The organism is Enterobacter chuandaensis, from assembly GCF_039718975.1.
GTDB classification, from domain to species: domain Bacteria; phylum Pseudomonadota; class Gammaproteobacteria; order Enterobacterales; family Enterobacteriaceae; genus Enterobacter; species Enterobacter chuandaensis.
Window position 1 is genome coordinate 2,339,446 of sequence record NZ_CP097173.1, and the last position, 23,095, is coordinate 2,362,540.

The following is a 23,095-nucleotide window of genomic DNA, read 5'->3' on the forward strand; positions in this document are numbered from 1 at the left end:
CTTTAAGGATAATCCTATATAATAGAGATTCTCTGGCTAAGGAATGAGTCTTAATAAATGAAAAAAATAATCGCACTTGCGCTCCTCGTGGCGGCCGTTGGGGCAACGGCTGGGGTTCGCTATATGGGTAATGATGAACCAGAATATATTCAGTCCGCGAAAGTCCGAGTTGGTTCCTATTTAACCAGCGACTATGGACGCGTAGCCTGTAATAGCAAAAAAGTAAACGAACAACGCTGGGAATTAGACTGCACGCATCAGGCAGGGGGGAAAACATTCCAGTTTGCGGTGTATCCCTCTGAAAAAGCACCTTATGGTGTTTCGCGACCATTTTATCTCGAAGCCCTGAATGATGATGCTAAACAGAGCGCTCAGCAGGGCCTGATGCGCTATTTACAGATCAATACCCGGGCGAGTTAATAAGTCTGTTGAGCTTTCGTTAAGATAATCAGTGTTAGTTTGTAGGGGATCCGCTGCCCGACCATGGAGCGTCGGGGACGTAGAGACCAAAATACAAATCTATCCATGCAAGCATTTACCGCCAGATAATGGCGGTTTTTTTTGCCTTTTTTCCGCTAGCGGGCCGTCTCAGAACGAGAAAACTGTTTACGATACTGAGCCGGAGAAAGCGCGAACTGCTGACGAAAATGATGGCGCAGCGTCGACGCCTGGCCAAACCCGGTCTGCTCGGCGATGCTGTCGATGCTTAAACGGCTGCTTTCCAGATAATCTTTTGCTCTTAGCAGGCGCTCATTGAGCAGCCAGCGTGCGGGCGTCGTGCCCGTTGCCGCCTCGAAGCGGCGCAGGAAGGTGCGCTGGCTCATGCCGACCCGACGCGCCAGGGAGTCGACGCTGTGCGGCTCGACAAGGTGCGTGTGCAGAAAATCAAACAGCTGGCCCAGACGCTGGCTTTCACGCAGCTGCGCTACCGGGCGGCTCAGCTGTTGCGGCTGTGAACCGTCCCGGTGAGGGGGGATGACCAGCCTGCGCGCCACGCTGTTGGCGGTCTCCATGCCATAATCCCGACGTACAACGTGCAGACAGAGATCGATTCCCGCCGCGCTGCCTGCGGACGTCAGGATGTCACCCTCGTCCTGGTAGAGCACGTCTTCAACCACATGGATTTCGGGATAATTCGTTTTCAGCGCCTCTATGTAGCGCCAGTGGGTTGTCGCTTTGCGGCCGTTCAGCAGCCCCGTAGCGGCCAGTACGAACACGCCCGAGCAGATGGACAGCAGCTGACATCCTCGCGCGCTGGCCTGGCGCAGCGCCTCGCAGAGCGCCGGAGGAACCGGTGAGTCCAGCCCCCGCCAGCCGGGAACCACGATCAGATCCGCTGATTCAAGCAGGCTTAAATCGCCATCGGTAACGATGCGGATCCCGCCGGTCGCCCGCAGTTCTCCGCTATCCACGCTCGCCACTGCAAAACGATACCAGTTGTCGCCCAGCTCCGGACGCGGCAGGCCAAAAATCTCAACCGCCACGCCAAACTCAAAGGTACATAGCCCGTCATAGGCAAGCACGACGACGCCAGGGCGGGCAATTTGTCTTAAGTTTGTCATCTTTTTGCTGTTTTCTGGCATAAGCGAACGCATTCACGGACCGAATTTGTGGATAGAGTAGTGTTAACACAAACGCCAAAGATGAGGAAGGATCATGAGCTATGTCACTGAATTTCCGGCTGCCGAGCCGCAGGAAGCCGTCACCCATTTTCTGCGTCGACTAAGCGTCGAAACCGACTGTGCCGACGTGCATCATGCCATCGCCAATAATGAGCAGGACTTCGTGTTGCTGCACGTGGTGGGGAGCCCGGAGCAGTTTGCCCGTCGCCATGTCCCGGGCGCGCTGCATATGCCCTGGAGTCAGATAACCGCTGAACGGATGTCCCGGTGGCAGGAAGGGACGCTGTTCGTCGTTTACTGTGCGGGACCACACTGTAACGGCGCGGACAGGGCGGCGCTGAAGTTGGCGCGTCTCGGTCTGCCGGTGAAAATCATGCTCGGCGGCATCACCGGCTGGGAAGATGAACGCTACGCGTTTGCCAGCCAGGAGCCCGCTGCCGCACTGTGAAGATGAATTTTTTTCAACACCCGTGAAATTTTCTCGTTTGCCGGAGCCGACGAGGTATGACATCTTTTTTGGACATTTAGACATCCAGAAGTCTAAATATTCAAATGATGAATTATCACTGCGGGCAATTAATACCGGCAGACGAGGAGATTTCCATGCAACGACAGCACGCCCCATACCGCGCCGATGTAGTCGGCAGTTTTTTACGCCCGGACGCCATCAAGCAGGCTCGCCTGAAGTTCGCCAGCGGTGAGATTGATGCCGGACAGCTTCGCGCGGTAGAAGATGAGGCCATTCGCCACGTCGTCGAGCAGCAGTGCGCGTGCGGCCTGCATGTGGTCACCGACGGTGAATTCCGCCGTGCGTGGTGGCACTTCGATTTCTTCGACGGTCTGCAGGGCGTTGAGCGTTACGATTCACAGCAGGGCATTCAGTTCAACGGAGTGCAAACCAAAGCCCACGGCGTGCGCGTGACCGGCAAGCTGGGCTTTGGCGACCATCCGATGCTGGAAGACTTCCGCTATCTGAAAAGCATCAGCGGCAATGCTCAGCCGAAAATGACCATTCCCAGCCCAAGCGTGCTCCATTTCCGCGGCGGGCGCAAAGACATCGACGCGACGGTGTACCCGGATCTGAACGACTATTTCGACGATCTGGCGACCACCTGGCGCGACGCCATCCGGGCATTCTACGACGCGGGCTGCCGTTATCTGCAGCTGGACGACACCGTCTGGGCCTACCTCTGCTCGGACGACCAGCGCCGTCAGATCCGCGAGCGCGGCGACGACGCCGATGAGCTGGCGCAAATCTACGCCCGCGTGCTGAACAAGGCCCTGGAAGGCAAGCCGGAGGATTTGACCATCGGGCTGCACGTCTGTCGCGGTAACTTCCGTTCCACCTGGATTTCCGAAGGGGGCTACGAGCCGGTGGCGGAAGTGCTGTTCGGGACGGTCAACGTTGACGCCTTCTTCCTCGAATACGATAACGACCGCAGCGGGGATTTCGCGCCGCTGCGCTTCGTTCGCCCGGGCAAGCAGCAGGTGGTGCTGGGCCTGATCACCACCAAAAACGGTGAGCTGGAGAACCCGGAAGGCGTGAAGGCCCGTCTGGAAGAGGCGGCGAAATACGTGGCGAAAGAGCAGATCTGCCTCAGCCCGCAGTGCGGCTTTGCCTCCACCGAAGAGGGCAACAGCCTGAGCGAGTCCCAGCAGTGGGATAAAGTCCGTCTGGTGACGCAGATCGCCAGCGAAGTCTGGTAAAACCGCATCTTCAGCGCTGCATTATAAAAGTGCAGCGCTGTGCCATTCTGAGTCGTTCTCTTTACATCCTGCCTCCTGTCTCCTGCAATAGCGCGTTTTTCATCCTGGCATCCTTTTTGCTCCTGCTTCGCTGACACCTTTATTTCCGCGTCCATGCCATAACGGACGTTTTCGCACAGCGTTCTTTTTCAGGAGTGAAAATATGCAGCGTCGTACCTTATTAAAAGCCTTTGCGTTATCCGCGTCCGTCGTGGCGATGGGAATGAGTTTTGGCGTGCAGGCGGCCGACACCATCAAAGTGGGGATCATGCACTCTCTGTCCGGCACGATGGCCATCTCTGAAACCCCGCTGAAGGACGTCGCCCTGATGACCATCGACGAGATCAACGCCAAAGGCGGCGTGCTGGGTAAAAAACTGGAGCCGGTGGTGGTGGATCCGGCCTCAAACTGGCCGCTGTTTGCCGAGAAGGCGCGCCAGCTGCTGAGCCAGGATAAAGTCGCCGTGGTGTTTGGCTGCTGGACGTCGGTTTCGCGCAAATCCGTGCTGCCGGTGTTCGAGGAGCTGAACGGTCTGCTGTTCTACCCGGTGCAGTATGAAGGCGAAGAGATGTCGCCAAACGTCTTCTATACCGGCGCGGCACCGAACCAGCAGGCCATCCCGGCGGTGGAATACCTGATGAGCGAGGACGGCGGCGGGGCGAAGCGCTTCTTCCTGCTGGGTACCGACTACGTTTACCCGCGCACCACCAACAAGATCCTGCGCGCCTTCCTGCATTCGAAAGGCGTTGAGGATAAGGACATCGAAGAGGTTTACACCCCGTTTGGCCATAGCGACTACCAGACCATTGTCGCCAGCATCAAGAAATTCTCAGCAGGCGGCAAAACCGCCGTGGTATCGACCATCAACGGCGACTCCAACGTGCCGTTCTACAAAGAGCTGGCTAACCAGGGGCTGAAGGCCACCGACGTGCCGGTAGTGGCGTTCTCCGTAGGCGAAGAAGAGCTGCGCGGGATCGACACCAAACCGCTGGTGGGTAACCTGGCGGCGTGGAACTACTTTGAATCCGTGGATAATCCAACCAACCAGGCATTTGTGGCGGATTACAAAGCCTATGCGAAGGCGCACAAGCTGCCGAATGCCGATACCGTCGTCACAAACGATCCAATGGAAGCCACATATGTGGGTATCCATATGTGGGCGCAGGCGGTGGAAAAAGCGGGCACCACCGACGTGGATAAGGTGCGCGCGGCGATGGCCGGTCAGTCGTTTAAAGCGCCGTCCGGCTTTACGCTCACCATGGATGCCACCAACCATCATTTGCACAAGCCGGTCATGATCGGTGAAATCGAAGGCAACGGTCAGTTCAACGTGGTCTGGCAGACGGAGCAGCCGGTGCGCGCCCAGCCGTGGAGCCCGTTCATCGCCGGGAACGATAAAAAGCCCGACCAGCCGATGAAAACCGCCAGCAATTAAGCCATCACCGCAGGGAGAAACGTCATGAACGCCATGCGCATGTTCATCGCTCTTGTATGGCTTTCCGGACTGCTGCCAGGGATGGCGCAGGCATCGGATGCCGATCGCTTTGTTGCCGCCAGCCGCGGCCAGCAGGCGGAACTTCTCACGCAGTGGGCCGCTGCGCCGGATGCCGCCAGGCTTCCGCTGCTTCAGTCCCTGCAAAAGGAAAACCTGTATACCGACAGCCAAAAGCACGCCTTTACGCAGCGTAACGGTGAAATGGTTTCGCTGGGTGACGCTACGGCAACCGTAGGGCAAACCAAAGCCGTGCGCCTGACGAACCGGCTGCGCGTGCTGGCTGCAACGGCCATCGCCACGCATCAGCTTGTTAGTGACAGTGTCACAGAAAGGCGTGCGGCAGCGCGTCAGCTCCAGCGCGACGCCCAGCCCGACATGCTCGCTTTTCTGGAAAAGCGCGTTGGGGATGAGACGGACGCTGTCGCGCGTCAGGCGCTGTTGCTGGCGGTGGCAAACCTCCAGCTGGCAAGCCCGCAGCCGGAGGTGCGCCGCAGGGCCGTCGAACTGCTGGGCCAGTCAGACGATCCGGACGTGCAGTCCAGACTCACTCCTTTTACCCAGGCGCAGACCGAGCCGGACGCCAGCGTTCGCGCGGCCGCAGAAGAGAGCCTTAACCAGATTACGCATCGCCTGATGTGGGGCGATCTACTGGGTCAGGCGTTTATGGGGCTTTCTCTGGGGTCGGTGCTGCTGCTGGCCGCGCTGGGGCTTGCCATCACCTACGGTCTGCTCGGCGTCATCAATATGGCGCACGGCGAGATGTTGATGCTGGGGGCGTATGCCACGTGGATGGTGCAGCAGGCGATGGCCGGGCTTGCGCCCCAGTGGCTGGCGCTCTATCCCGTTATCGCGCTGCCGGTAGCGTTCTGCCTGACGGCGGGCATCGGAATGGTGCTTGAGCGCACCGTGATCCGTCACCTCTACGGTCGTCCGCTGGAAACGCTGCTGGCGACGTGGGGTATCAGCCTGATGCTTATCCAGCTGGTGCGCATGACCTTTGGCGCCCAGAACCTGGAGGTGGCGAACCCGGCATGGCTCTCCGGCGGGGTGCAGATTTTTGCCAACCTGACGCTGCCGTGGAACCGCATTGTGGTGCTGGGCTTCGTGCTGCTGGTGCTGTTCTTTACCTGGCTGATTCTGAATAAAACCCGTCTGGGGCTCAACGTGCGCGCGGTGACGCAGAACCGCAGCATGGCCGCCTGCTGCGGGGTACCGACAGGTCGCGTCGATATGCTGGCGTTCGGGCTGGGCTCAGGGATTGCCGGGTTAGGCGGCGTGGCGTTATCCCAGTTGGGTAACGTCGGGCCGGAGCTGGGTCAGGGTTACATCATCGACTCGTTCCTCGTGGTCGTTCTCGGTGGCGTAGGTCAACTGGCAGGCAGCGTGGCCGCGGCGTTCGGGCTGGGCATTTTCAATAAAATCCTCGAGCCGCAGATGGGGGCGGTGCTGGGCAAGATCGTGATTCTGGTGGCGATCGTGCTGTTTATCCAGAAGCGCCCTCAGGGGCTCTTTGCGCTGAAAGGGAGGGTGATTGACTGATGAGCCAGCCGCTGACCTTAACGCTGGCGCGCAAAGCGCCGCGCACAACGCAGATTGCCGGCAGCCTGCTGGTGGCGTGTCTGCTGATAATACCGTTTTTCGCCTTACTGCCTGCGACGCATCCGCTGGCGCTGTCGACCTGGATGCTGACGCTTATCGGCAAGATCCTTTGCTATGCCGTCGTTGCGGTGGCGCTGGATCTGGTGTGGGGCTACGCCGGGATGCTCTCTCTTGGACACGGCATCTTCTTCGCCCTGGGCGGCTATGCGATGGGCATGTACCTGATGCGCCAGGCGTCAGGCGACGGCCTGCCCGCGTTTATGTCGTTTCTTTCCTGGAGCGAGCTGCCGTGGTTCTGGTGGGGCACCCAGCATTTTGCCTGGGCGCTGGTGCTGATTGTGATGGTGCCGGGCCTGTTGGCGCTGGTGTTTGGCTGGTTTGCCTTCCGCTCGAAGATCAAAGGAGTTTACTTCTCGATTATGACCCAGGCGCTGACCTACGCGGGCATGCTGCTGTTCTTTCGCAACGAAACCGGCTTTGGCGGCAATAACGGCTTTACCGGCTTCACCACGCTGCTCGGGTTTTCGGTGACGGAAACGACCACCCGTATCGGGCTGTTCCTGGCGACGGTGCTGTTGCTCATTCTGGCGTTGGGTACTGGATTTGCGATGGCGAAGAGCAAGTTTGGCCGCATCCTGACCGCCGTTCGCGACGCGGAAAACCGCCTGACGTTCTGCGGGTACGATCCGCGCGGGTTCAAGCTGCTGGTGTGGACGCTCTCCGCAGTGCTGTGCGGCCTGGCGGGGGCGCTGTACGTCCCGCAGGTCGGCATTATTAACCCCGGAGAGATGTCGCCGACCAACTCGATAGAAGCCGCCATCTGGGTGGCGCTGGGCGGACGCGGCACGCTGGTCGGGCCGGTGATTGGCGCGGCGCTGGTGAACGGGGCGAAGAGCTTCTTCACCGTCGCGATGCCGGAGTACTGGCAGCTGTTTCTGGGGCTGATTTTTATCGCCGTCACGTTGTTCCTGCCGCGCGGCGTCTACGGTCTGTTGCGTAAGGGGGATAAATAATGCAGCCATCGGAAGAGTTATTTACCCGCCAGTTGCCCGGCGATCGCTACCGGGACCAGACCGACCCGGTGCTTCAGCTTGAGGCCATAAACGTCAATTTTGACGGATTTCAGGCGCTGACCGATCTCTCGCTGAATATCGGCGTGGGGGAGCTGCGCTGCGTGATTGGGCCCAACGGGGCCGGTAAAACCACGCTGATGGATGTGATTACCGGCAAAACGAGGCCAAAGAGCGGCAGAGCCATTTACGACCAGTCTATCGACCTGACCGCGCTGGAGCCTGCGGCTATTGCCCGTCAGGGGATTGGTCGAAAATTCCAGAAGCCCACGGTCTTTGAAGTGCTGACGGTGTGGGAGAACCTTGAGATCGCCATGAAAACCGATAAATCCGTCTGGGCAAGCCTGCGGGCAAAACTCAACGGCGAGCAGCGGGACCGCATTGACGAGATGCTGGTTCTTCTGCGCCTTGGCAGCGAGCGGGACCGTCGCGCCGGGCTGCTTTCGCACGGGCAGAAACAGTTTCTGGAGATCGGCATGCTGCTGGTGCAGGAGCCGCATCTGCTGCTGCTGGATGAACCCGCCGCCGGGATGACCGACGCTGAAACGGAATACACCGCCGAGCTGTTCAAAACCCTGGCGGGTAAGCACTCCCTGATGGTGGTGGAGCACGATATGGGCTTTGTTGAAACGATTGCCGACCACGTCACGGTGCTGCATCAGGGACGCGTGCTGGCGGAAGGCTCGCTTCGCGAGGTGCAGGCCAACGAGCAGGTGATTGAGGTCTATCTGGGACGCTAAGGAGCGATGATGTTACAGGTTAACGAACTGAATCAGTATTACGGCGGCAGCCATATCCTGCGCGGCGTGAGCTTTGAAGCCGCCACCGGTGAAGTCACCTGTCTGCTGGGGCGCAACGGCGTCGGGAAAACCACGCTGCTGAAGTGCCTGATGGGGCTGATCCCGGCGAAAACCGGGGAGGTCATCTGGCAGGGGAAAACGATCACCCACAGCAGGCCGCACCAGCGGGTACAGTCTGGCGTGGCGTATGTTCCGCAGGGCCGCGAGATTTTCCCGCGCCTGACCGTGGAAGAGAACCTTCTGCTGGGGCTGTCGCGTTTTTCCGCCCGCGAGGCAAAGCAGGTGCCGGATGAGATCTGGCAGCTGTTTCCGGTACTTAACGAGATGAAGCACCGCCGCGGGGGCGATCTCTCCGGCGGGCAACAGCAGCAGCTGGCTATTGGTCGCGCGCTGGCGAGCCGTCCGCAGCTGCTGATCCTCGACGAACCGACCGAAGGCATACAGCCTTCCGTCATCAAAGAGATTGGTCAGGTGATCCGTACCCTGGCAAACAGAGGCGACATGGCGATCCTGCTGGTCGAGCAGTTTTACGATTTTGCCGCCGAGCTGGCTGACAGCTATTTGCTGATGTCGCGCGGCACCATCATCCAGCGCGGACGGGGCGAAGATATGGAGCAGGAGGGCGTGCGCGGGCTGGTTGCGATCTGAAATGTTATAATATAACATCCATCATTCTTATAAAACGGAATGAGGGCGTTACTTTGGCTGCACATATTGGGAAATTTGCCATGACTCTGGGGGCGCTGCTGGTCAGCGGCCAGCTATTTGCTCACTCGCACGGCCATCAGATGAGCGAAGCGGAACAGAAGGCGGCAAACGGCGTGTTTGAGGATAAAGACGTAAAGGACAGAGCGCTGTCTGACTGGGACGGCACCTGGCAGTCGGTCTATCCGTTCCTGCTGGACGGTTCGCTGGATCCGGTCTTTAAACAGAAAGCGCAGAAGGATAAAAGTAAAACCTTTGACGAGGTGAAAGCGTATTACCGCAAGGGATATGCGACGGACGTGGATGCCATCGGCATTGAAAATAACGTGATGGAATTCCACAGAGGCAAGGCGGTCAGCAGCTGTCAGTATGCTTACAGCGGTTACAAAATTCTGACCTACGCATCGGGCAAAAAAGGCGTTCGCTATCTGTTTGAGTGTAAGGATGCCGACAGCAAGGCGCCGAAGTTCGTGCAGTTCAGCGACCATATCATCGGGCCGAAAGCCTCTTCGCACTTCCATATTTTTATGGGCAACACCTCCCACGAGGCGCTGCTGAAAGAGATGGATAACTGGCCGACCTATTATCCAAACGAGATGTACAAAGAGCAGGTGGTGGAGGAGATGCTGCACCACTGATCTGTTGCTTTTGCCGGATGGCGGCTAAGCCTTATCCGGCCTACGATTAGGGTTTCGTAGGTCGGGTAAGCGCAGCGCCACCCGACACGCTATCTGCACTTTTCACGCTCATTCCCCGCAAAATCATCAGCCAGGCAATGACGATGGCAACCATCATGATCGCAAACAGCGACCAGTGCGGCAGGTTGGTCAGGATAATGCCGGTGATCATCGGGTTTGCTGCCGCCCCGAGCCAGCCCAGCGCCTGCGCGGAAAAATAGCTCGCCTTCATCCCCGGCGGGGCGATGTTGTCGATCAGCATGTATTCACCCGGTGCGTAGATGATCTCACCCAGCGTAAAGATGGCGGCGGCGATGCCCCAGTAAATCAGATTCTCACCGGAGAGCATAAAGCCCCCCAGCCCCAGGACAAAAAACAGCGTGGCGGCGGTCATTAAAGGCCGAATATTGCTGGCGGAGATCTTGCGCCCCAGCGCGTACTGCAGCGTCACCACCACGGCGGCGTTCACGGGCAGCACCACGGCGACCACCTTCTGGGCAAAATCGCTGTCGGCATTGGCGGCCAGCACGTACTGCGAAATGCAGCTGGCGAACGATCCGCCCACGTAAGACGCGAGCAGGCCGGAGAGGGTGAACCAGAACAGGGCGCGGTCTTTCAGGAGCACCGACGGCTGCCAGGGCATTTTCTCTTCGGCGGTATCCAGCGCGACGCTTTTTTGCACGAAAAAATGAATAAACCCGAGCGGCAGCGCGGCGCAGAAGGCCGCCAGCCAGAACGGCAGCTGCAGGCTGTACATCACCAGCAGGGTGCCAATCGGCGGCCCGATCGTCCAGCCAATGTTCAGGAAGCTGTAGTTCAGCGAGAAGACGCGCGCTTTCTGGCTTGAGGTCAGCACATCCGAGAACCAGGCTTTCAGCACCGTCGAAAAGACGGAATAGGCGCAGTTGATCAGGGAAAAGAACAGCACCACCAGCGTGACGTTATCCGCCAGCGGGATCGCGACAAACCCGGCGATAAAAGCCACGATCGCGATCAGCATGTAGCGTTTCTTATCAAACTTATCGGCCAGAATGCCAAATCCCAGGCTGAACACCACGCCAACGGTCAGCGCAATCGTCAGGGCATAACCAATATTCTCGACGCTCATGTTAAACACGCGCGTGAGATAAATGGTCATGAACGGCAGCGTTGCCCCCCGACCGATGGTTAATAACAATGACGATGCCAGCAGCGCTGCGGTTGAGCGCCTGAGAGATGGTTTCATATTCCTGCCCGACGGTTGCTTATGCTTTTTTTTTTAGACGTGTGTTAAAAGGATTACCATGACATAAGGGGCTTGTATAGCGCCCAATTTATCCCTAAGTGCTTCAGCTGCCTGCCAGAAATAATGATCTTCTCGCGGCACACTTTTTTCTGTTACCTTGAAGTGTTAACAAATTATTAATAATTCAGGGGCAGGGTATGACGCGTAAAGACGGACTGCTGGCGTTGCTGGTGGTCGTGGTGTGGGGGCTCAATTTTGTGGTCATCAAGCTGGGGTTGCACAACATGCCTCCGCTGATGCTGGCCGGTTTGCGTTTTATGCTGGTGGCGTTCCCGGCGCTCTTTTTCGTCGCCCGTCCGAAAATCCCGTTGAAACTCCTGCTGGGCTATGGCCTGACCATCAGCTTTGGCCAGTTCGCGTTTCTCTTCTGCGCCATCAAGTTCGGTATGCCGGCCGGTCTTGCCTCGCTGGTACTGCAGGCGCAGGCGTTCTTTACCATCATTCTCGGCGCGTTCGTTTTTGGCGAACGTTTACAGGGTAAACAGCTGGCGGGGATCACGCTCGCGGTGTTTGGCGTGCTGGTGCTGATTGAAGCCAGCCTGAACGGTCAGGATGTGGCGCTGCTTGGGTTTATGCTCACGCTGGCGGCGGGGCTGAGCTGGGCGTGCGGCAACATTTTCAACAAGCTGATTATGCAGCACGAGGCGAGACCGCAGGTGATGTCGCTGGTGGTCTGGAGCGCGCTGATCCCGATAATCCCGTTTCTGGCGGCGTCGTTTATTCTGGATGGCCCGGAGGTGATGCTGAAAAGCCTGGTCGACATCGATCTGACCACGATCCTTTCTCTTATCTATCTTGCGTTTGTCGCCACCATCGTGGGTTACGGGATCTGGGGCTCGCTGCTGGGGCGCTATGAGACCTGGCGCGTGGCGCCGCTGTCTTTGCTGGTTCCGGTAGTAGGGCTTGCCAGTGCGGCGATACTGCTGGATGAAACGCTGAGCGCGCTGCAGCTGCTCGGTGCCGTGCTGATCATGGCCGGGCTGTACATCAACGTATTTGGCCTGCGGGTACGCCGAACGGCGCGGGTAAGAGGATAGGGCATAAAAAAGCCCCGCGGCTGCGGGGCAAAAACGAATCAGAGGCCGTGCGCGTGATAATAAGGCACGCCTAATTCGTCGGATTTGTCGCTACCAGCACCCATGTGGTTGAAATCGTAAGGTGACTGGTCATGTGCTGACGGCAAAATCATCGTATCGCGATTATTTTGCTGCGTTGCACCTGGGGTTTGCTCCGCGAAGGTCTGGCTGGAAAACAGCACCAGCAAGGCGAGGGCGGCGGAGGCGGTAACTTTCATTTTTTCCTCGGTTACGTCTTTACAGGCGATAATTAACTACAGTGTTTTAACGGATACAGGTATCGGGATTCACCCGGCACGCTGGTGATTCGGTACTTATGAGGCGGCACGTCAAAATAGTTCTTGAACGTTCGCGTGAGGGTCTGTTGTGATTCAAACCCGTAGCGCTCCGCCAGATAAAGGATCGGCTCATTGCTTTCTTTCAGTTTCTGGGCAATTTCCGTCAGCTTGCGGCTGCGAATATATTGACCTAATGAATGGCCGGTCTCTTTTTTGAACATCCGTTGCAGGTGCCATTTGGAGTAACCTGAACGCTCTGACACTTTTTCAAGGGAGAGCGGCGATTCCAGGTTATCTTCGATCCAGTCCAAAATGCTATGAATAGTGATAGCGTCAGTATTGCGTCTGGACATCGTCATACCTCTTTTTCTGTTTACGGCAGTATTTTCTTCAGCAAGAGCTCAAGGGTTGCCACTTCATCTGCCGTTAAGTTTTTTGTTAGTTCCTGATGCAGTGTTTGTCCTACTAATTGATGACATTGTTCACACATGTCCGCGCCATCGCTGGTCAGCCTGACCAGTACGCCGCGTTTGTCATTCGGGTTAGGGCTTCGTTCTACCCATCCTTTGCAGACGAGACGATCGAGCATGCGGGTTAACGCACCCAGATCGACAGAGAGTACCTTTTTCAGCTCAACCGGCGTGATACACCCTTCGCAGCGAATGGAACACAGCACTTTGAACTGTGTTGCGGTGATATCCAGCGGTGACAGATAGTCATTGAGCAGGCGGTCTTTTTTCTGATTAACCATATGAATAAGACGACCCAGCGGAACAACGTCGTTAAAGATATCACTGGTGCTTTTCACAATGGTTGCCCTGGCAAGTAGTTTAATCACGGCAGATATTATTGCTCAGGCAAGTATAAGTCAACTGAATGAATCAGCCGATGCCACGAATTGCTAAAACGTTTCATGAACGAATTTTGCAACCTTTCAAATCAGGAAGATAACAAACGGGTATCGTTCCCGGAGGAAAACAATCGTTACGTTGCGCCGATGGCTGAACGTCACACTTTCACCCTATAATTGCGATGTTAAATGTGGATAAGGACAACGACGCACTATGTTGGATTTGATTAAAGCAATTGGTCTCGGACTGGTGGTACTGCTGCCGTTGGCTAACCCGTTAACGACGGTGGCGCTGTTCCTGGGGCTCGCAGGGAATATGAACAGCGCCGAGCGCAACCACCAGTCGATGATGGCTTCGGTGTATGTATTTGCCATTATGATGGTGGCCTACTACGCCGGACAGCTGGTGATGAACACCTTCGGGATTTCAATTCCCGGGCTGCGTATTGCCGGAGGGTTGATCGTGGCGTTTATCGGCTTCCGCATGCTGTTCCCGGCGCAAAAAGCGCACGAGTCTCCCGAGGCGACCAGCAAATCCGAAGAGCTGGAGTCCGAACCGAGCGCGAATATTGCTTTTGTACCGCTGGCCATGCCGAGCACGGCCGGGCCGGGTACTATCGCGATGATCATCAGTTCCGCGTCGACGGTGCGCGACAGCTCCACCTTCCCGGACTGGGTACTGACCGTTGCGCCACCGCTGATTTTCGCGCTTATCGGGGTTATCGTGTGGGCATCGCTGCGCAGTTCCGGTGCGATCATGCGCTGGGTGGGCAAGGGCGGTATCGAGGCGATTTCCCGTCTGATGGGCTTCTTACTGGTCTGTATGGGCGTGCAGTTTATTATTAACGGCGTGCTGGAGATAATTAAGACTTATCATTGATGTGATTGCCGGGTGGCGCTGCGCTTACCCGGCACAAACACACGTCATCCATGCTGCCCCTGTTCCTCCAGCGCCACCGGCCACTTGCGGAAGATGAGTACCGACCAGATCAGCGCCACCAGGGCCGGAATCGCCCCCAGATAGCCAATCGCCGACATCGATACGTGCAGGCTAATCTGATTGCCCACCAGCGCCCCCGCGCCAATCCCAAGATTAAAGATCCCCGAGAACAGCGACATCGCCACGTCCGTGGCATCCGGCGCCAGGGCCAGGACTTTCACCTGCATGCCGAGACCAATAATCATGATCGCCACGCCCCAGAACAGGCTCAGGATCGCCAACTGGCTTTCGCTGCCTGATGCAGGTAACAGCAGCACCAGACACGCCAGCAGCAGACCGATGGCGCTGCTCACCAGCGTGGAGGCATGCTGGTTGCCGAGCTTGCCAAACAGCACGCTGCCAATAATGCCCGCGCCGCCGAGGATAAGCAGCAGGAGAGTGGCAAAGTTAGCGCTAAAGCCCGCGACGACCTGCACAAACGGTTCAATGTAGCTGTACGCCGTGTAATGCGCGGTGACCACGATAACCGTAAGCAGGTAGATACTCATCAATGCCGGGCGACGCATCAACAGTGGAAGGCTTTTCAGCGAGCCGGAGTGTTCGCTTGGCAGCGCGGGCAGCAGCTTAATCAGACACACCAGCGTCACCAGCGCGCCCATGCCGATGGCAAAGAAGGTGGTACGCCAGCCGAAGTACTGCCCCACGATGCGACCAATCGGCAGACCCAGCACCATCGCCAGCGCGGTACCGGTGGCGATCAGGCTTAAGGCCTGGGCGCGTTTACCCGCCGGGGCGAGTCGAATAGCCAGCGACGCCGTGATCGACCAGAACACCGCGTGGGCAAAAGCAATCCCGATGCGGCTTATGACCAGCACCGTAAAGTTCCACGCCATAAACGACAGCACATGGCTGGCGATGAACAGGACAAACAGTCCGATCAGCAGCCTGCGCCGCTCCATCTGGCTGGTCAGCAGCATAAACGGCAGCGACATCAGCGCCACCACCCAGGCGTAGATGGTTAACATAATCCCCACCTGCGCCGTTTCCATCTGGAAACTGTCGGCGATGTCAGACAACAGCCCAACCGGAACAAATTCTGTGGTGTTAAAAATAAACGCGGCAATGGCCAGCGTGACCACGCGTAGCCACGCGACCCTGCGGGAAACTGTGTTCGTTGTCATAGGGATGTCGGAGATTCGTTGCTGAAAAGACGAGAAAGCGATCTTAAAACGTCATGCGGCGAAAACTCAACCATTATGTGACGCAGATCTCAATATTTACCTTATGAAAGCGGTAGCCGGGGACGTTGTTTTCATTGAATATAAAAGTACAACACAGCAAAAACAGGCGGTAAGACAATGCAGGAGATTGATTTTTATCTGGTAGATGCGTTCAGCGATACCTCGTTCGGCGGCAATCCGGCTGCGGTGTGCCCGCTGAACGAATGGCTGCCGGATGAAACGTTACTGAAAATGGCGCAGCAGCATAATCAGTCAGAAACCGCATTTTTCGTCTGCACTAAGGGTGGCATTGAGCTACGCTGGTTTACCACGCTCGCCGAAGTCAATCTCTGCGGACATGCGACGCTGGCCGCCGCGTACGTCCTGTTTAATGAACTGGATTATCCCGACTCGCGGATCCACTTTGATACCGCGTCTGGCCGCCTGACGGTCAGCCGGGAGGGAGAGTGGATGACGCTTGACTTCCCGGCTAGCCCCACCCGGGAGGAAACGCCGCCGCCGGAGATGTTGTCGGCGCTCGGTATCCAGCGCTACGTTGACGCGCGCAAAGGGCGTGCGTGGGTTATCGTTCTGGAGAACCGCCAGCAGGTGGAAGCTCTTGAGCCGAACCTGTCGGCGATGACGCCGGGCGAGCATAAAGTGAGCGTGACGGCGCGAGGAGAGGGGGAATATGACTTTGTCAGCCGCTTCTTCTCGCCGGGCGTTTCCGTTCCGGAAGATCCGGTGACCGGATCCGCACATACGATGCTGATCCCCTACTGGAGCGAAAAGCTCGGTAAAGCGACGATGTTTGCCCGCCAGGTATCAGCACGCGGCGGTGACGTGCGCTGCGAGCTGCGGGGGGAACGCGTCCTGATGAGCGGCCAGGCCTCATGCTATCTGAAAGGCTCCGTCTATTTGCGCTAAAAACCATAACAAGAGAGGAAGAGACAATGCGGGAAATTGATTTTTATCTGGTGGATGCCTTCAGCGACAAAACTTTTGGCGGCAACGCTGCGGCGGTATGTCCTCTGGAAGAATGGTTGCCTGACGAGACGCTGCTCAAAATGGCGCAGCAGCATAACCAGTCGGAAACCGCCTTTTTCGTGCGCACCGACAGCGGGTTTGAGCTGCGCTGGTTCACCACGCTGCATGAAATTAACCTCTGCGGCCATGCGACCCTTGCGGCATCACACGTCATTTTTGAATATCTGGATTATCCGCATACGGAAATTCGCTTTAGCACCCGCTTTGTCGGCGAGCTGACGGTCAAACGCAGCGGCGACTGGCTGACGCTGAACTTTCCCGCGTGGTCAACGGAGGCGGTCGATAACCCACCGGCAGCGCTGTTTAGCGCGCTGGGCATCCCGGAGGCAAAAGAGGTGCGCGTCGGGCGAGACTACATGGTCGTGCTGGAGAGCCAGCAGCAGGTGGAGGCGTTAACGCCGGATATTGGCGCGATGGTTCCGCTGGACAAAATGGTCTGCGTGACCGCGCCGGGCGAGGGGGAATATGACTTCGTCAGCCGCTTCTTCTGCCCGGGCGAAGGGGTGCCGGAAGATCCGGTTACCGGGTCCACGCACAGCATGCTGATCCCCTACTGGAGTGAAAGGCTGGGTAAGACGTCGCTCAACGCCCGCCAGGTGTCGTACCGCGGCGGGGATCTTCGCTGTGAACTGAAGGGCGACCGCGTGCTGATTGGCGGCCAGGCCACGCTGTATCTGAAAGGACGTATCTTCTTACGCTAGCCGGACAGCGCTATAAGTTAATACTATGAAGCACCCTGGCAGGGCTGCGCTATGTTGGAATTGAGTCTCAAAAACAAGCAAGGAGCCTGCCATGTATTCCATTACCTCTGAATCTGCCCGTCATCCTGACATTCTCAAACTGATAGCGGCGCTTGACCGCTATCAGAGCGAACTCTATCCCGCTGAAAGCAATCATCTGCTCGATCTGGCTGCGCTGCCGGAGATGTCGCTCATCCTGATGATCGTCCGCGACCAGCAGCTACAGGCCGTGGGCTGTGGGGCCATCGTGCTCAACGGCGACGGAACGGGGGAGATGAAGCGGGTCTATATCGATCCAGCCCATCGTGGGCAGCATCTCGGAGAGACGCTGCTGGCCGCCCTGGAAGACGAGGCCCTGAGCCGTCACTGCCACACGGTACGCCTGGAGACGGGGATCAAACAACCCGCCGCGATTCGTCTCTATGAACAGTGCGGATACGATGTGCGTCCGGCGTTTCCCCCGTATGCTGACGATCCGCTCAGCCTGTTTATGGAGAAGGCGCTGGTTGAAGACGTTCGTTTAGCAGCGCTATGAACGCTTCCAGCTGGCGGGTCATCGCCCCGCGTCGCCACACCAGCCAGGTAGTGAGCCAGCGCCAGTTTTCCGCCAGCGGCCAGGCTTCAACCTGATGATGGCCCGGCATGCTCTCCAGCATTGAGCGCGGCATCAGCGCGATGCCCGCGCCCGCAATGACGCAGGCGAGCATGCCGTGATAGGACTCCATCTCGTGAATGCGTCCCGGCGTGGCTCTGTCCGCGTGAAACCAGCTTTCCAGGTGTCGGCGATACGAGCAGTTTGCGCGAAAAGCATAAACGTCGCAGCCGCTCACCTGTGTAGCGCGTGTCACCTCTGCATGCCCGGCGGGCGTGACCAGCATCATCTCTTCGCGGTAGACCGGCATTCCCTCCAGCTCCGGGTGCGACAGCGGCCCGTCGACAAAGGCGGCGCTTAAGGTTCCCTCCAGTACGCCATCAATCATCGTTCCGGACGGCCCGGTAGAAAGGGCAAACTGGATGCGCGGATAGCGCTGGTTAAACTGCGCCAGTGTTTCAGGGATGCGCACGGCGGCGGTGCTCTCCAGCGCGCCGAGGGCAAACAGCCCCTGCGGTTCATCGCCCGCGACGACCATGCGCGCTTCATCCACAAGCGCCAGGATCTGCCTGCTGTAGCGCAGGAAGTTATGCCCGGCGGGGGATAAGCGCAAACGCTGGTTCTCGCGAATAAACAGCTCAACGCCAAGATCGGCCTCCAGCTGACGAATGCGGGTCGTCAGATTCGAAGGAACGCGGTGCACCTTCTGCGCCGCCTGGGTGATGCTGCCCGTCAGCGCGACGGCGTTAAACATTTCAAGCTGGGTTAAATCCATAGCATTCTCGTTTCGTGAATAAGGTGGTCAGTATTATTCATTTTTAAGAAATAGCAGAGTGAGCCACACTTAATCAACAGAAATGCGTGGAGAACATCATGAAATATTCATCTGCTACACATGCCCTGTCCGTTAACCCGGCAACGGGCGAAACGCTCGCTGCGTATCCGTGGGCGACGCCGCAAGAGGTTGAACGTGCCATCGCGCTGGCTGATGCGGGCTTTCGTCAGTGGCGGCGCGAAAGCGTTGCCCACCGGGCGCAGAAGCTGCGCGATCTCGGCGCTGCGCTGCGCGGTCGTGCGGAAGAGATGGCCCGGATGATGTCCCTGGAGATGGGTAAACCCATTCTTCAGGCACGGGCTGAGGTCGCTAAATCTGCCGGACTGTGCGACTGGTATGCGGAGCATGGCCCGGCGATGCTGAATGCTGAACCCACGCAGGTTGAGAATCACAATGCGGTCATAGAGTATCGTCCGCTGGGGCCGATTCTGGCAGTCATGCCGTGGAACTTCCCGCTCTGGCAGGTGCTGCGCGGCGCGGTGCCAATTCTGCTGGCGGGCAACAGCTATCTGCTTAAACACGCCCCCAACGTGCTCGGCTCGGCGGAACTTATCGCGCAGATTTTTGCGGATGCCGGTCTTCCTGAAGGTGTTTTCGGCTGGGTGAACGCCACCAATGATGGCGTAAGCCAGGCGATTAACGATCGCCGCATTGCGGCCGTGACCGTCACCGGCAGCGTACGTGCCGGGGCCGCTATTGGCGCGCAGGCCGGGGCGGCACTGAAAAAATGCGTGCTTGAGCTGGGTGGCTCCGACCCGTTCATCGTTCTCAACGATGCCGACCTGGATCTTGCCGTGAAGGCGGCGGTTGCGGGGCGCTACCAGAACACCGGACAGGTGTGCGCGGCGGCCAAACGCTTCATTGTAGAAGAGGGTATTGCAGATACCTTTACCCGACGCTTCGTTGACGCGGTCGCCGCGTTGAAGATGGGCGCGCCCGATAAAGAAGAGAACTACCTTGGCCCGATGGCGCGTTATGACCTGCGCGATGAACTGCATCAGCAGGTACAGGCGAGCCTGGCAGAAGGGGCAACGCTGCTGCTGGGCGGAGAGAAAATCAGCGGTGAGGGGAATTATTACGCACCAACCGTGCTGGCAAACGTCACTCCGTCGATGACGGCCTTCCGTCAGGAGCTGTTTGGTCCGGTCGCGGCCATTACCGTTGCGAAAGACGCGGCGCACGCCCTGACGCTTGCCAACGACAGCGACTTTGGCCTCTCCGCCACCGTTTTTACCGCTGACGCAGCGCTTGCGGATAAATTCTCTCGCGAACTGGAGTGCGGTGGGGTGTTTATTAATGGCTATAGCGCCAGCGACGCGCGCGTGGCCTTTGGTGGCGTGAAGAAAAGCGGCTTTGGCCGCGAGCTTTCCCATTTTGGTTTGCACGAGTTCTGTAATGTGCAGACGGTCTGGAAGGATCGCGTGTAATTTATTCGGCCCTCATCACGAGGGCCGCTGTCATTTATCTGCAATGGTTCTGTCATTTTCGTTTCGTAGACTCGCACGCGTCTAACGTCTTGTTACTGAAGAAAATTATGAACCTAACGCAAATTTTTCGTCGTATTGCGCAGCGTCTTATCCCGCGTCAGTTTGGCCTGTTGACGGGTATCTTTTGTATTATTGGCCTTTTCTCCGCGCTGCAGCTCTCCTCATCCTTTCTGCTGAACGCCTCCCTGAAGGAAGCTCAGCGCAACGAACAGCAAAATCTTCTGGCGTATCAGCAGCAGAGCAAGCTGGATCTGGCGCGCGTCTCCCTGCTGGCGGCGAGCGATCTGCTCAACCGCTCCGGCGTCTGGTTTATGCAGGATAAAGAGACCGGCTCGGAAGGAAGCTGGCACAACCTGATGGACGACGCGCAAAAGTCGCTGGCGGTGTCTCAGCAGGCGTGGAAGGCCTGGATGGCGCTCAGTCCGCCAAAAGATGAGGCGCTGGTGAACAGCTATCAGCTTTTCTACGATGCCATTAAAGAGCAATCCGAGGCGCTTGTCAGGACCAACTCGATTGATGCCTTTTTTGCCGTACCGGCGCAGGCGTTTCAGACCGATTTTAACGACAACTACGCGCGCTATCAGCAGGCCAGCGAGAAGCAGGCGATGCAGGGGCGTCAGACCTTAATGGCGCAGCTTTCCGATCTGCAAACATTGTTCCTGCTGGCGCCGGTGCTGTTGCTCGCCATCGCCGTTGCCGTCTGGTTCGGCATGTCCAGGTGGGTGATTACGCCGCTGCGTCGGCTTATTGCGCACATCAACCAGCTGGCCGCCGGAGATCTCTCCGGCACACCGCCCGATGTTATGCGCTTTAACCGGGAAACCGGGCAGCTTAGCGACAGCATTGCGACCATGCAGCACGGCCTGCAGCAGCTGGTGACGCAGGTCAGCCATGCAACGACGGCGATGGTTGAGAATATTGGTTCCCTGGCGCAGGGAAACCAGAAGCTGTACCAGCAGTCGGCTCGTCAGGCAAAAGAGCTTGAAGAGGTTACGGCACACATCGCGTCGCTGGAAAACCATGTGGAAGGGAATACCGGCTATGCCAGGCTCGCCAGCTCGCGGGCGGATGAAGCGCGTCAAGCCGCGGTAGGGGGGGACAAGATGATGTCGACTGTGAATGCCTCCATGCAGGCGATCGTCGAGCGATCGTCCGAGATGCGCGGGATCGTGGCGATGATCGACAGCGTGGCGTTTCAGACCAACATTCTGGCGCTGAATGCCGCCATCGAGGCCGCCCATGCCGGAAACCAGGGACGCGGGTTTGCCGTCGTCGCCCGCGAAGTGGGCCTGCTTGCCCGAAAGAGCAGCCACTCCACGCAGACTATTCAGGAGCTGATTAATCGCTCCGTGCAGGGTATCGAAGACGGTTCCCGCGCCGTGAACCTGATGGAAGAGAATCTGCAGCAGGTCACCGGTCTGGTGGGTAATTTAAGCAGCCTGCTGAATGAGATCTCAACCGCCACGCTCAGCCAGGGGGAGAGTATTCATCAGATGACGCACCAGCTTCAGGCGCTGAATCAGGTCTCCCGCCAGACGGATTTGCTGGTCGCTGACGCCTCAGAGGCCTCAGAACGTCTGCAAAAGCAGTCCGATCTTTTATTGCAGGCCGTTTCGCGTTTTCGTCTTAGCGCCTGACGCAATACATAAGCCTCTGTTATACTCGCAGCCCGTTTTAGCCTGAGGGCAAGGAGCAAAGTGTGGCTGCGGTCATCCATAATGAGATGCTGGACGAGATTCTGGCACAGGTTCGTCCGTTAATTGGAAAGGGGAAGGTAGCCGACTATATTCCGGCCCTTGCCTCGGTCAGCGGGAATAAGCTGGGTATTGCTATCTGTACCATTGACGGACAGCGATACCAGGCAGGTGATGCAACGGAGCGTTTTTCCATTCAGTCCATTTCTAAAGTGCTGAGTCTGGTCGCGGCGATGCGTCAGTATGAGGAAGAAGAGATCTGGCAACGCGTGGGGAAAGATCCGTCCGGCCAGCCTTTTAACTCACTGCTTCAGCTCGAAATCGAACAGGGTAAGCCGCGTAACCCCTTTATCAACGCCGGGGCGCTGGTGGTTTGCGATATGCTGCAAAGCCGCCTCAGCGCACCGCGTCAGCGAATGCTTGAGATTGTCCGCCAGCTCTCGGGTGTGGACGATATTGCCTACGATCCGGTCGTGGCGCGCTCCGAGTTTGAGCACTCGGCCCGCAATGCGGCCATCGCCTGGCTGATGAAATCCTTCGGCAATTTCCACAACGACGTGGCGACCGTGCTGCAAAACTATTTCCATTACTGCGCCCTGAAAATGAGCTGCGTCGAACTGGCCCAGACGTTCCTGTTCCTTGCGCACCAGGGGCACGCACCGCATCTCGATCAGGAGGTGGTTTCCCCTCTGCAGGCGCGTCAGGTCAATGCCCTGATGGCAACCAGCGGGATGTATCAAAATGCCGGGGAGTTTGCCTGGCGCGTCGGGCTTCCGGCTAAATCCGGCGTTGGCGGCGGAGTGGTGGCGATTGTGCCGCATGAAATGGCAATTGCCGTCTGGAGCCCGGAACTGGATGAAACCGGGAATTCGCTTGCCGGCGTGGCGGCTCTGGAGAAACTGACCCAACGGCTGGGACGTTCCGTATACTGATGTCTGATCTGGATCCCCTCTTTTCCCGTCTGGCGCGATCGCCATTTCGCTCGCGCTTCCGCTTAGGCAATAAAGAACGGCAATACTGCTGGGACAAAGGCCCCGAAACCATTGACCAGCATGCCGCGGATTTTGTCGCTAAGCGTCTTGCCCCCGCGCACCCCGCAAACGATGGCAAACAGACGCCCATGCGCGGCCATCCGGTGTTTATCGCCCAGCATGCCACCGCCTCCTGCTGCCGGGGCTGTCTGGCAAAATGGCATCACATTCCGCAGGGCGTTCAGCTTACCGCGCAGCAACAGCAGTATATCGTCAGTGTAATCCACCACTGGCTGGTGATACATATGAACGCCCAAATTTGACGAGTTATGATCCTGTAGTAATTGTGTTATAGATGCAGGTTAA

Annotated in this window: 25 protein-coding genes; 18 read left to right on the forward strand and 7 right to left on the reverse strand. The window is 57.8% G+C overall.

Annotation, left to right across the window (positions count from 1 at the left end; translation table 11 throughout):
• The first annotated feature begins 57 nt into the window (after positions 1–57).
• Positions 58–420: a hypothetical protein gene (locus MX657_RS11460; protein ID WP_119915615.1), complete on the forward strand. Its 363-nt coding sequence runs from the start codon at positions 58–60 to the stop codon at positions 418–420.
• Positions 421–575: 155 nt separating this feature from the next.
• Here MX657_RS11460 and ftrA read toward each other — a convergent pair whose 3' ends face one another.
• The gene (gene ftrA, locus MX657_RS11465) at positions 576–1,583 is read right to left on the reverse strand and encodes a transcriptional regulator FtrA (RefSeq protein WP_346805814.1); all 1,008 of its coding nucleotides are present in this window, start codon (positions 1,581–1,583) and stop codon (positions 576–578) included.
• 73 nt (positions 1,584–1,656) lie between these two features.
• Here ftrA and MX657_RS11470 point away from each other — a divergent pair, with 73 nt between their 5' ends.
• The 8 genes from MX657_RS11470 to zinT all read left to right on the forward strand — a co-directional run bounded on the left by MX657_RS11470 (position 1,657) and on the right by zinT (position 9,675).
• Positions 1,657–2,070 carry a rhodanese-like domain-containing protein gene (locus MX657_RS11470; protein WP_080327108.1) on the forward strand — a complete coding sequence of 138 codons (414 nt, stop codon included), beginning with the start codon at positions 1,657–1,659 and terminating at the stop codon, positions 2,068–2,070.
• Positions 2,071–2,225: 155 nt separating this feature from the next.
• On the forward strand, positions 2,226–3,329 hold the full coding sequence (locus MX657_RS11475) for a cobalamin-independent methionine synthase II family protein (RefSeq protein ID WP_041910011.1): 1,104 nt from the start codon (positions 2,226–2,228) through the stop codon (positions 3,327–3,329).
• Positions 3,330–3,531: 202 nt separating this feature from the next.
• Positions 3,532–4,803 carry an urea ABC transporter substrate-binding protein gene (gene urtA / locus MX657_RS11480; protein ID WP_028013130.1) on the forward strand — a complete coding sequence of 424 codons (1,272 nt, stop codon included), beginning with the start codon at positions 3,532–3,534 and terminating at the stop codon, positions 4,801–4,803.
• Between the two features lie 24 nt (positions 4,804–4,827).
• Positions 4,828–6,402 (forward strand): urea ABC transporter permease subunit UrtB, encoded by a 1,575-nt coding sequence (urtB, locus tag MX657_RS11485; protein ID WP_346805816.1) that lies wholly within the window; start codon positions 4,828–4,830, stop codon positions 6,400–6,402.
• Complete coding sequence (gene urtC, locus MX657_RS11490; RefSeq protein ID WP_346805817.1) at positions 6,402–7,475, forward strand: urea ABC transporter permease subunit UrtC; 1,074 nt, start codon at positions 6,402–6,404, stop codon at positions 7,473–7,475. The genes urtB and urtC overlap by 1 nt, the downstream gene beginning before the upstream one ends.
• Entirely contained in the window at positions 7,475–8,272 is a 798-nt protein-coding gene (gene urtD, locus MX657_RS11495) for an urea ABC transporter ATP-binding protein UrtD (protein WP_346805818.1), read from the forward strand. Before urtC ends, urtD begins: the two co-directional genes overlap by 1 nt.
• 9 nt (positions 8,273–8,281) lie before the next feature.
• Positions 8,282–8,980, forward strand: a complete 699-nt coding sequence (gene urtE, locus MX657_RS11500) for an urea ABC transporter ATP-binding subunit UrtE (RefSeq protein WP_219367241.1) — start codon at positions 8,282–8,284, stop codon at positions 8,978–8,980.
• Positions 8,981–9,033: 53 nt separating this feature from the next.
• Positions 9,034–9,675 (forward strand): metal-binding protein ZinT, encoded by a 642-nt coding sequence (gene zinT / locus MX657_RS11505; protein WP_346805819.1) that lies wholly within the window; start codon positions 9,034–9,036, stop codon positions 9,673–9,675.
• A 46-nt stretch (positions 9,676–9,721) separates the two neighbouring features.
• Here zinT and ydeE read toward each other — a convergent pair whose 3' ends face one another.
• Positions 9,722–10,939 (reverse strand): efflux MFS transporter YdeE, encoded by a 1,218-nt coding sequence (gene ydeE / locus MX657_RS11510; RefSeq protein ID WP_346805820.1) that lies wholly within the window; start codon positions 10,937–10,939, stop codon positions 9,722–9,724.
• A 197-nt stretch (positions 10,940–11,136) separates the two neighbouring features.
• Here ydeE and eamA point away from each other — a divergent pair, with 197 nt between their 5' ends.
• Entirely contained in the window at positions 11,137–12,036 is a 900-nt protein-coding gene (eamA, locus tag MX657_RS11515; protein WP_119915624.1) for an O-acetylserine/cysteine exporter, read from the forward strand.
• 38 nt (positions 12,037–12,074) lie between these two features.
• Here the strand turns inward: eamA and marB are convergent, their stop codons facing one another.
• The 3 genes from marB to marR are packed head-to-tail and all read right to left on the reverse strand — an operon-like array spanning position 12,075 to position 13,161.
• Complete coding sequence (gene marB / locus MX657_RS11520) at positions 12,075–12,293, reverse strand: multiple antibiotic resistance protein MarB (protein WP_119915625.1); 219 nt, start codon at positions 12,291–12,293, stop codon at positions 12,075–12,077.
• Between the two features lie 32 nt (positions 12,294–12,325).
• Positions 12,326–12,706 (reverse strand): MDR efflux pump AcrAB transcriptional activator MarA, encoded by a 381-nt coding sequence (gene marA, locus MX657_RS11525; RefSeq protein ID WP_008502237.1) that lies wholly within the window; start codon positions 12,704–12,706, stop codon positions 12,326–12,328.
• 20 nt (positions 12,707–12,726) lie between these two features.
• The gene (gene marR, locus MX657_RS11530) at positions 12,727–13,161 is read right to left on the reverse strand and encodes a multiple antibiotic resistance transcriptional regulator MarR (protein WP_080327098.1); all 435 of its coding nucleotides are present in this window, start codon (positions 13,159–13,161) and stop codon (positions 12,727–12,729) included.
• 256 nt (positions 13,162–13,417) lie between these two features.
• Here marR and MX657_RS11535 point away from each other — a divergent pair, with 256 nt between their 5' ends.
• Complete coding sequence (locus MX657_RS11535; RefSeq protein ID WP_041909999.1) at positions 13,418–14,083, forward strand: MarC family NAAT transporter; 666 nt, start codon at positions 13,418–13,420, stop codon at positions 14,081–14,083.
• Between the two features lie 44 nt (positions 14,084–14,127).
• Here the strand turns inward: MX657_RS11535 and MX657_RS11540 are convergent, their stop codons facing one another.
• Entirely contained in the window at positions 14,128–15,324 is a 1,197-nt protein-coding gene (locus MX657_RS11540) for a sugar transporter (protein ID WP_346805821.1), read from the reverse strand.
• A gap of 177 nt (positions 15,325–15,501) precedes the next feature.
• Between MX657_RS11540 and MX657_RS11545 the strand changes: the two genes are divergently transcribed.
• The 3 genes from MX657_RS11545 (at position 15,502) to MX657_RS11555 (ending at position 17,685) form a co-directional block, all read left to right on the forward strand.
• Entirely contained in the window at positions 15,502–16,290 is a 789-nt protein-coding gene (locus tag MX657_RS11545) for a PhzF family phenazine biosynthesis protein (RefSeq protein WP_333015825.1), read from the forward strand.
• Positions 16,291–16,316: 26 nt separating this feature from the next.
• Complete coding sequence (locus tag MX657_RS11550) at positions 16,317–17,111, forward strand: PhzF family phenazine biosynthesis protein (protein ID WP_119915628.1); 795 nt, start codon at positions 16,317–16,319, stop codon at positions 17,109–17,111.
• 91 nt (positions 17,112–17,202) lie between these two features.
• Positions 17,203–17,685 carry a GNAT family N-acetyltransferase gene (locus MX657_RS11555; RefSeq protein ID WP_119915629.1) on the forward strand — a complete coding sequence of 161 codons (483 nt, stop codon included), beginning with the start codon at positions 17,203–17,205 and terminating at the stop codon, positions 17,683–17,685.
• Here the strand turns inward: MX657_RS11555 and ptrR are convergent.
• On the reverse strand, positions 17,639–18,517 hold the full coding sequence (ptrR, locus tag MX657_RS11560; RefSeq protein WP_080327092.1) for a putrescine utilization regulator PtrR: 879 nt from the start codon (positions 18,515–18,517) through the stop codon (positions 17,639–17,641). The two genes, MX657_RS11555 and ptrR, sit on opposite strands and share 47 nt — an antisense overlap.
• A gap of 98 nt (positions 18,518–18,615) precedes the next feature.
• Here ptrR and sad point away from each other — a divergent pair, with 98 nt between their 5' ends.
• The 4 genes from sad (at position 18,616) to MX657_RS11580 (ending at position 23,052) form a co-directional block, all read left to right on the forward strand.
• Positions 18,616–20,004 (forward strand): succinate-semialdehyde dehydrogenase, encoded by a 1,389-nt coding sequence (gene sad, locus MX657_RS11565; RefSeq protein WP_119915631.1) that lies wholly within the window; start codon positions 18,616–18,618, stop codon positions 20,002–20,004.
• 107 nt (positions 20,005–20,111) lie between these two features.
• Entirely contained in the window at positions 20,112–21,701 is a 1,590-nt protein-coding gene (locus MX657_RS11570) for a methyl-accepting chemotaxis protein (protein WP_346805822.1), read from the forward strand.
• A gap of 86 nt (positions 21,702–21,787) precedes the next feature.
• Positions 21,788–22,690, forward strand: a complete 903-nt coding sequence (glsB, locus tag MX657_RS11575; RefSeq protein WP_429844926.1) for a glutaminase B — start codon at positions 21,788–21,790, stop codon at positions 22,688–22,690.
• Positions 22,690–23,052 (forward strand): DUF4186 domain-containing protein, encoded by a 363-nt coding sequence (locus MX657_RS11580; RefSeq protein WP_346805824.1) that lies wholly within the window; start codon positions 22,690–22,692, stop codon positions 23,050–23,052. The genes glsB and MX657_RS11580 overlap by 1 nt, the downstream gene beginning before the upstream one ends.
• Positions 23,053–23,095 lie beyond the last annotated feature (43 nt).

Excerpts from the sequence above, each read along its gene's own strand:
- ptrR (WP_080327092.1), bottom strand. The coding sequence starts at position 18,517 with ATGGATTTAACCCAGCTTGAAATGTTTAACGCCGTCGCGCTGACGGGC.
- MX657_RS11475 (WP_041910011.1), top strand. The coding sequence starts at position 2,226 with ATGCAACGACAGCACGCCCCATACCGCGCCGATGTAGTCGGCAGTTTT.
- urtB (WP_346805816.1), top strand. The coding sequence starts at position 4,828 with ATGAACGCCATGCGCATGTTCATCGCTCTTGTATGGCTTTCCGGACTG.
- MX657_RS11535 (WP_041909999.1), top strand. The coding sequence starts at position 13,418 with ATGTTGGATTTGATTAAAGCAATTGGTCTCGGACTGGTGGTACTGCTG.
- MX657_RS11545 (WP_333015825.1), top strand. The coding sequence starts at position 15,502 with ATGCAGGAGATTGATTTTTATCTGGTAGATGCGTTCAGCGATACCTCG.
- marB (WP_119915625.1), bottom strand. The coding sequence starts at position 12,293 with ATGAAAGTTACCGCCTCCGCCGCCCTCGCCTTGCTGGTGCTGTTTTCC.
- MX657_RS11570 (WP_346805822.1), top strand. The coding sequence starts at position 20,112 with ATGAACCTAACGCAAATTTTTCGTCGTATTGCGCAGCGTCTTATCCCG.
- urtA (WP_028013130.1), top strand. The coding sequence starts at position 3,532 with ATGCAGCGTCGTACCTTATTAAAAGCCTTTGCGTTATCCGCGTCCGTC.
- urtD (WP_346805818.1), top strand. The coding sequence starts at position 7,475 with ATGCAGCCATCGGAAGAGTTATTTACCCGCCAGTTGCCCGGCGATCGC.
- MX657_RS11580 (WP_346805824.1), top strand. The coding sequence starts at position 22,690 with ATGTCTGATCTGGATCCCCTCTTTTCCCGTCTGGCGCGATCGCCATTT.
- eamA (WP_119915624.1), top strand. The coding sequence starts at position 11,137 with ATGACGCGTAAAGACGGACTGCTGGCGTTGCTGGTGGTCGTGGTGTGG.
- ftrA (WP_346805814.1), bottom strand. The coding sequence starts at position 1,583 with ATGCCAGAAAACAGCAAAAAGATGACAAACTTAAGACAAATTGCCCGC.
- marA (WP_008502237.1), bottom strand. The coding sequence starts at position 12,706 with ATGTCCAGACGCAATACTGACGCTATCACTATTCATAGCATTTTGGAC.
- sad (WP_119915631.1), top strand. The coding sequence starts at position 18,616 with ATGAAATATTCATCTGCTACACATGCCCTGTCCGTTAACCCGGCAACG.
- glsB (WP_429844926.1), top strand. The coding sequence starts at position 21,788 with ATGCTGGACGAGATTCTGGCACAGGTTCGTCCGTTAATTGGAAAGGGG.
- ydeE (WP_346805820.1), bottom strand. The coding sequence starts at position 10,939 with ATGAAACCATCTCTCAGGCGCTCAACCGCAGCGCTGCTGGCATCGTCA.
- MX657_RS11540 (WP_346805821.1), bottom strand. The coding sequence starts at position 15,324 with ATGACAACGAACACAGTTTCCCGCAGGGTCGCGTGGCTACGCGTGGTC.
- urtE (WP_219367241.1), top strand. The coding sequence starts at position 8,282 with ATGTTACAGGTTAACGAACTGAATCAGTATTACGGCGGCAGCCATATC.
- MX657_RS11460 (WP_119915615.1), top strand. The coding sequence starts at position 58 with ATGAAAAAAATAATCGCACTTGCGCTCCTCGTGGCGGCCGTTGGGGCA.
- MX657_RS11550 (WP_119915628.1), top strand. The coding sequence starts at position 16,317 with ATGCGGGAAATTGATTTTTATCTGGTGGATGCCTTCAGCGACAAAACT.
- MX657_RS11555 (WP_119915629.1), top strand. The coding sequence starts at position 17,203 with ATGTATTCCATTACCTCTGAATCTGCCCGTCATCCTGACATTCTCAAA.
- MX657_RS11470 (WP_080327108.1), top strand. The coding sequence starts at position 1,657 with ATGAGCTATGTCACTGAATTTCCGGCTGCCGAGCCGCAGGAAGCCGTC.
- urtC (WP_346805817.1), top strand. The coding sequence starts at position 6,402 with ATGAGCCAGCCGCTGACCTTAACGCTGGCGCGCAAAGCGCCGCGCACA.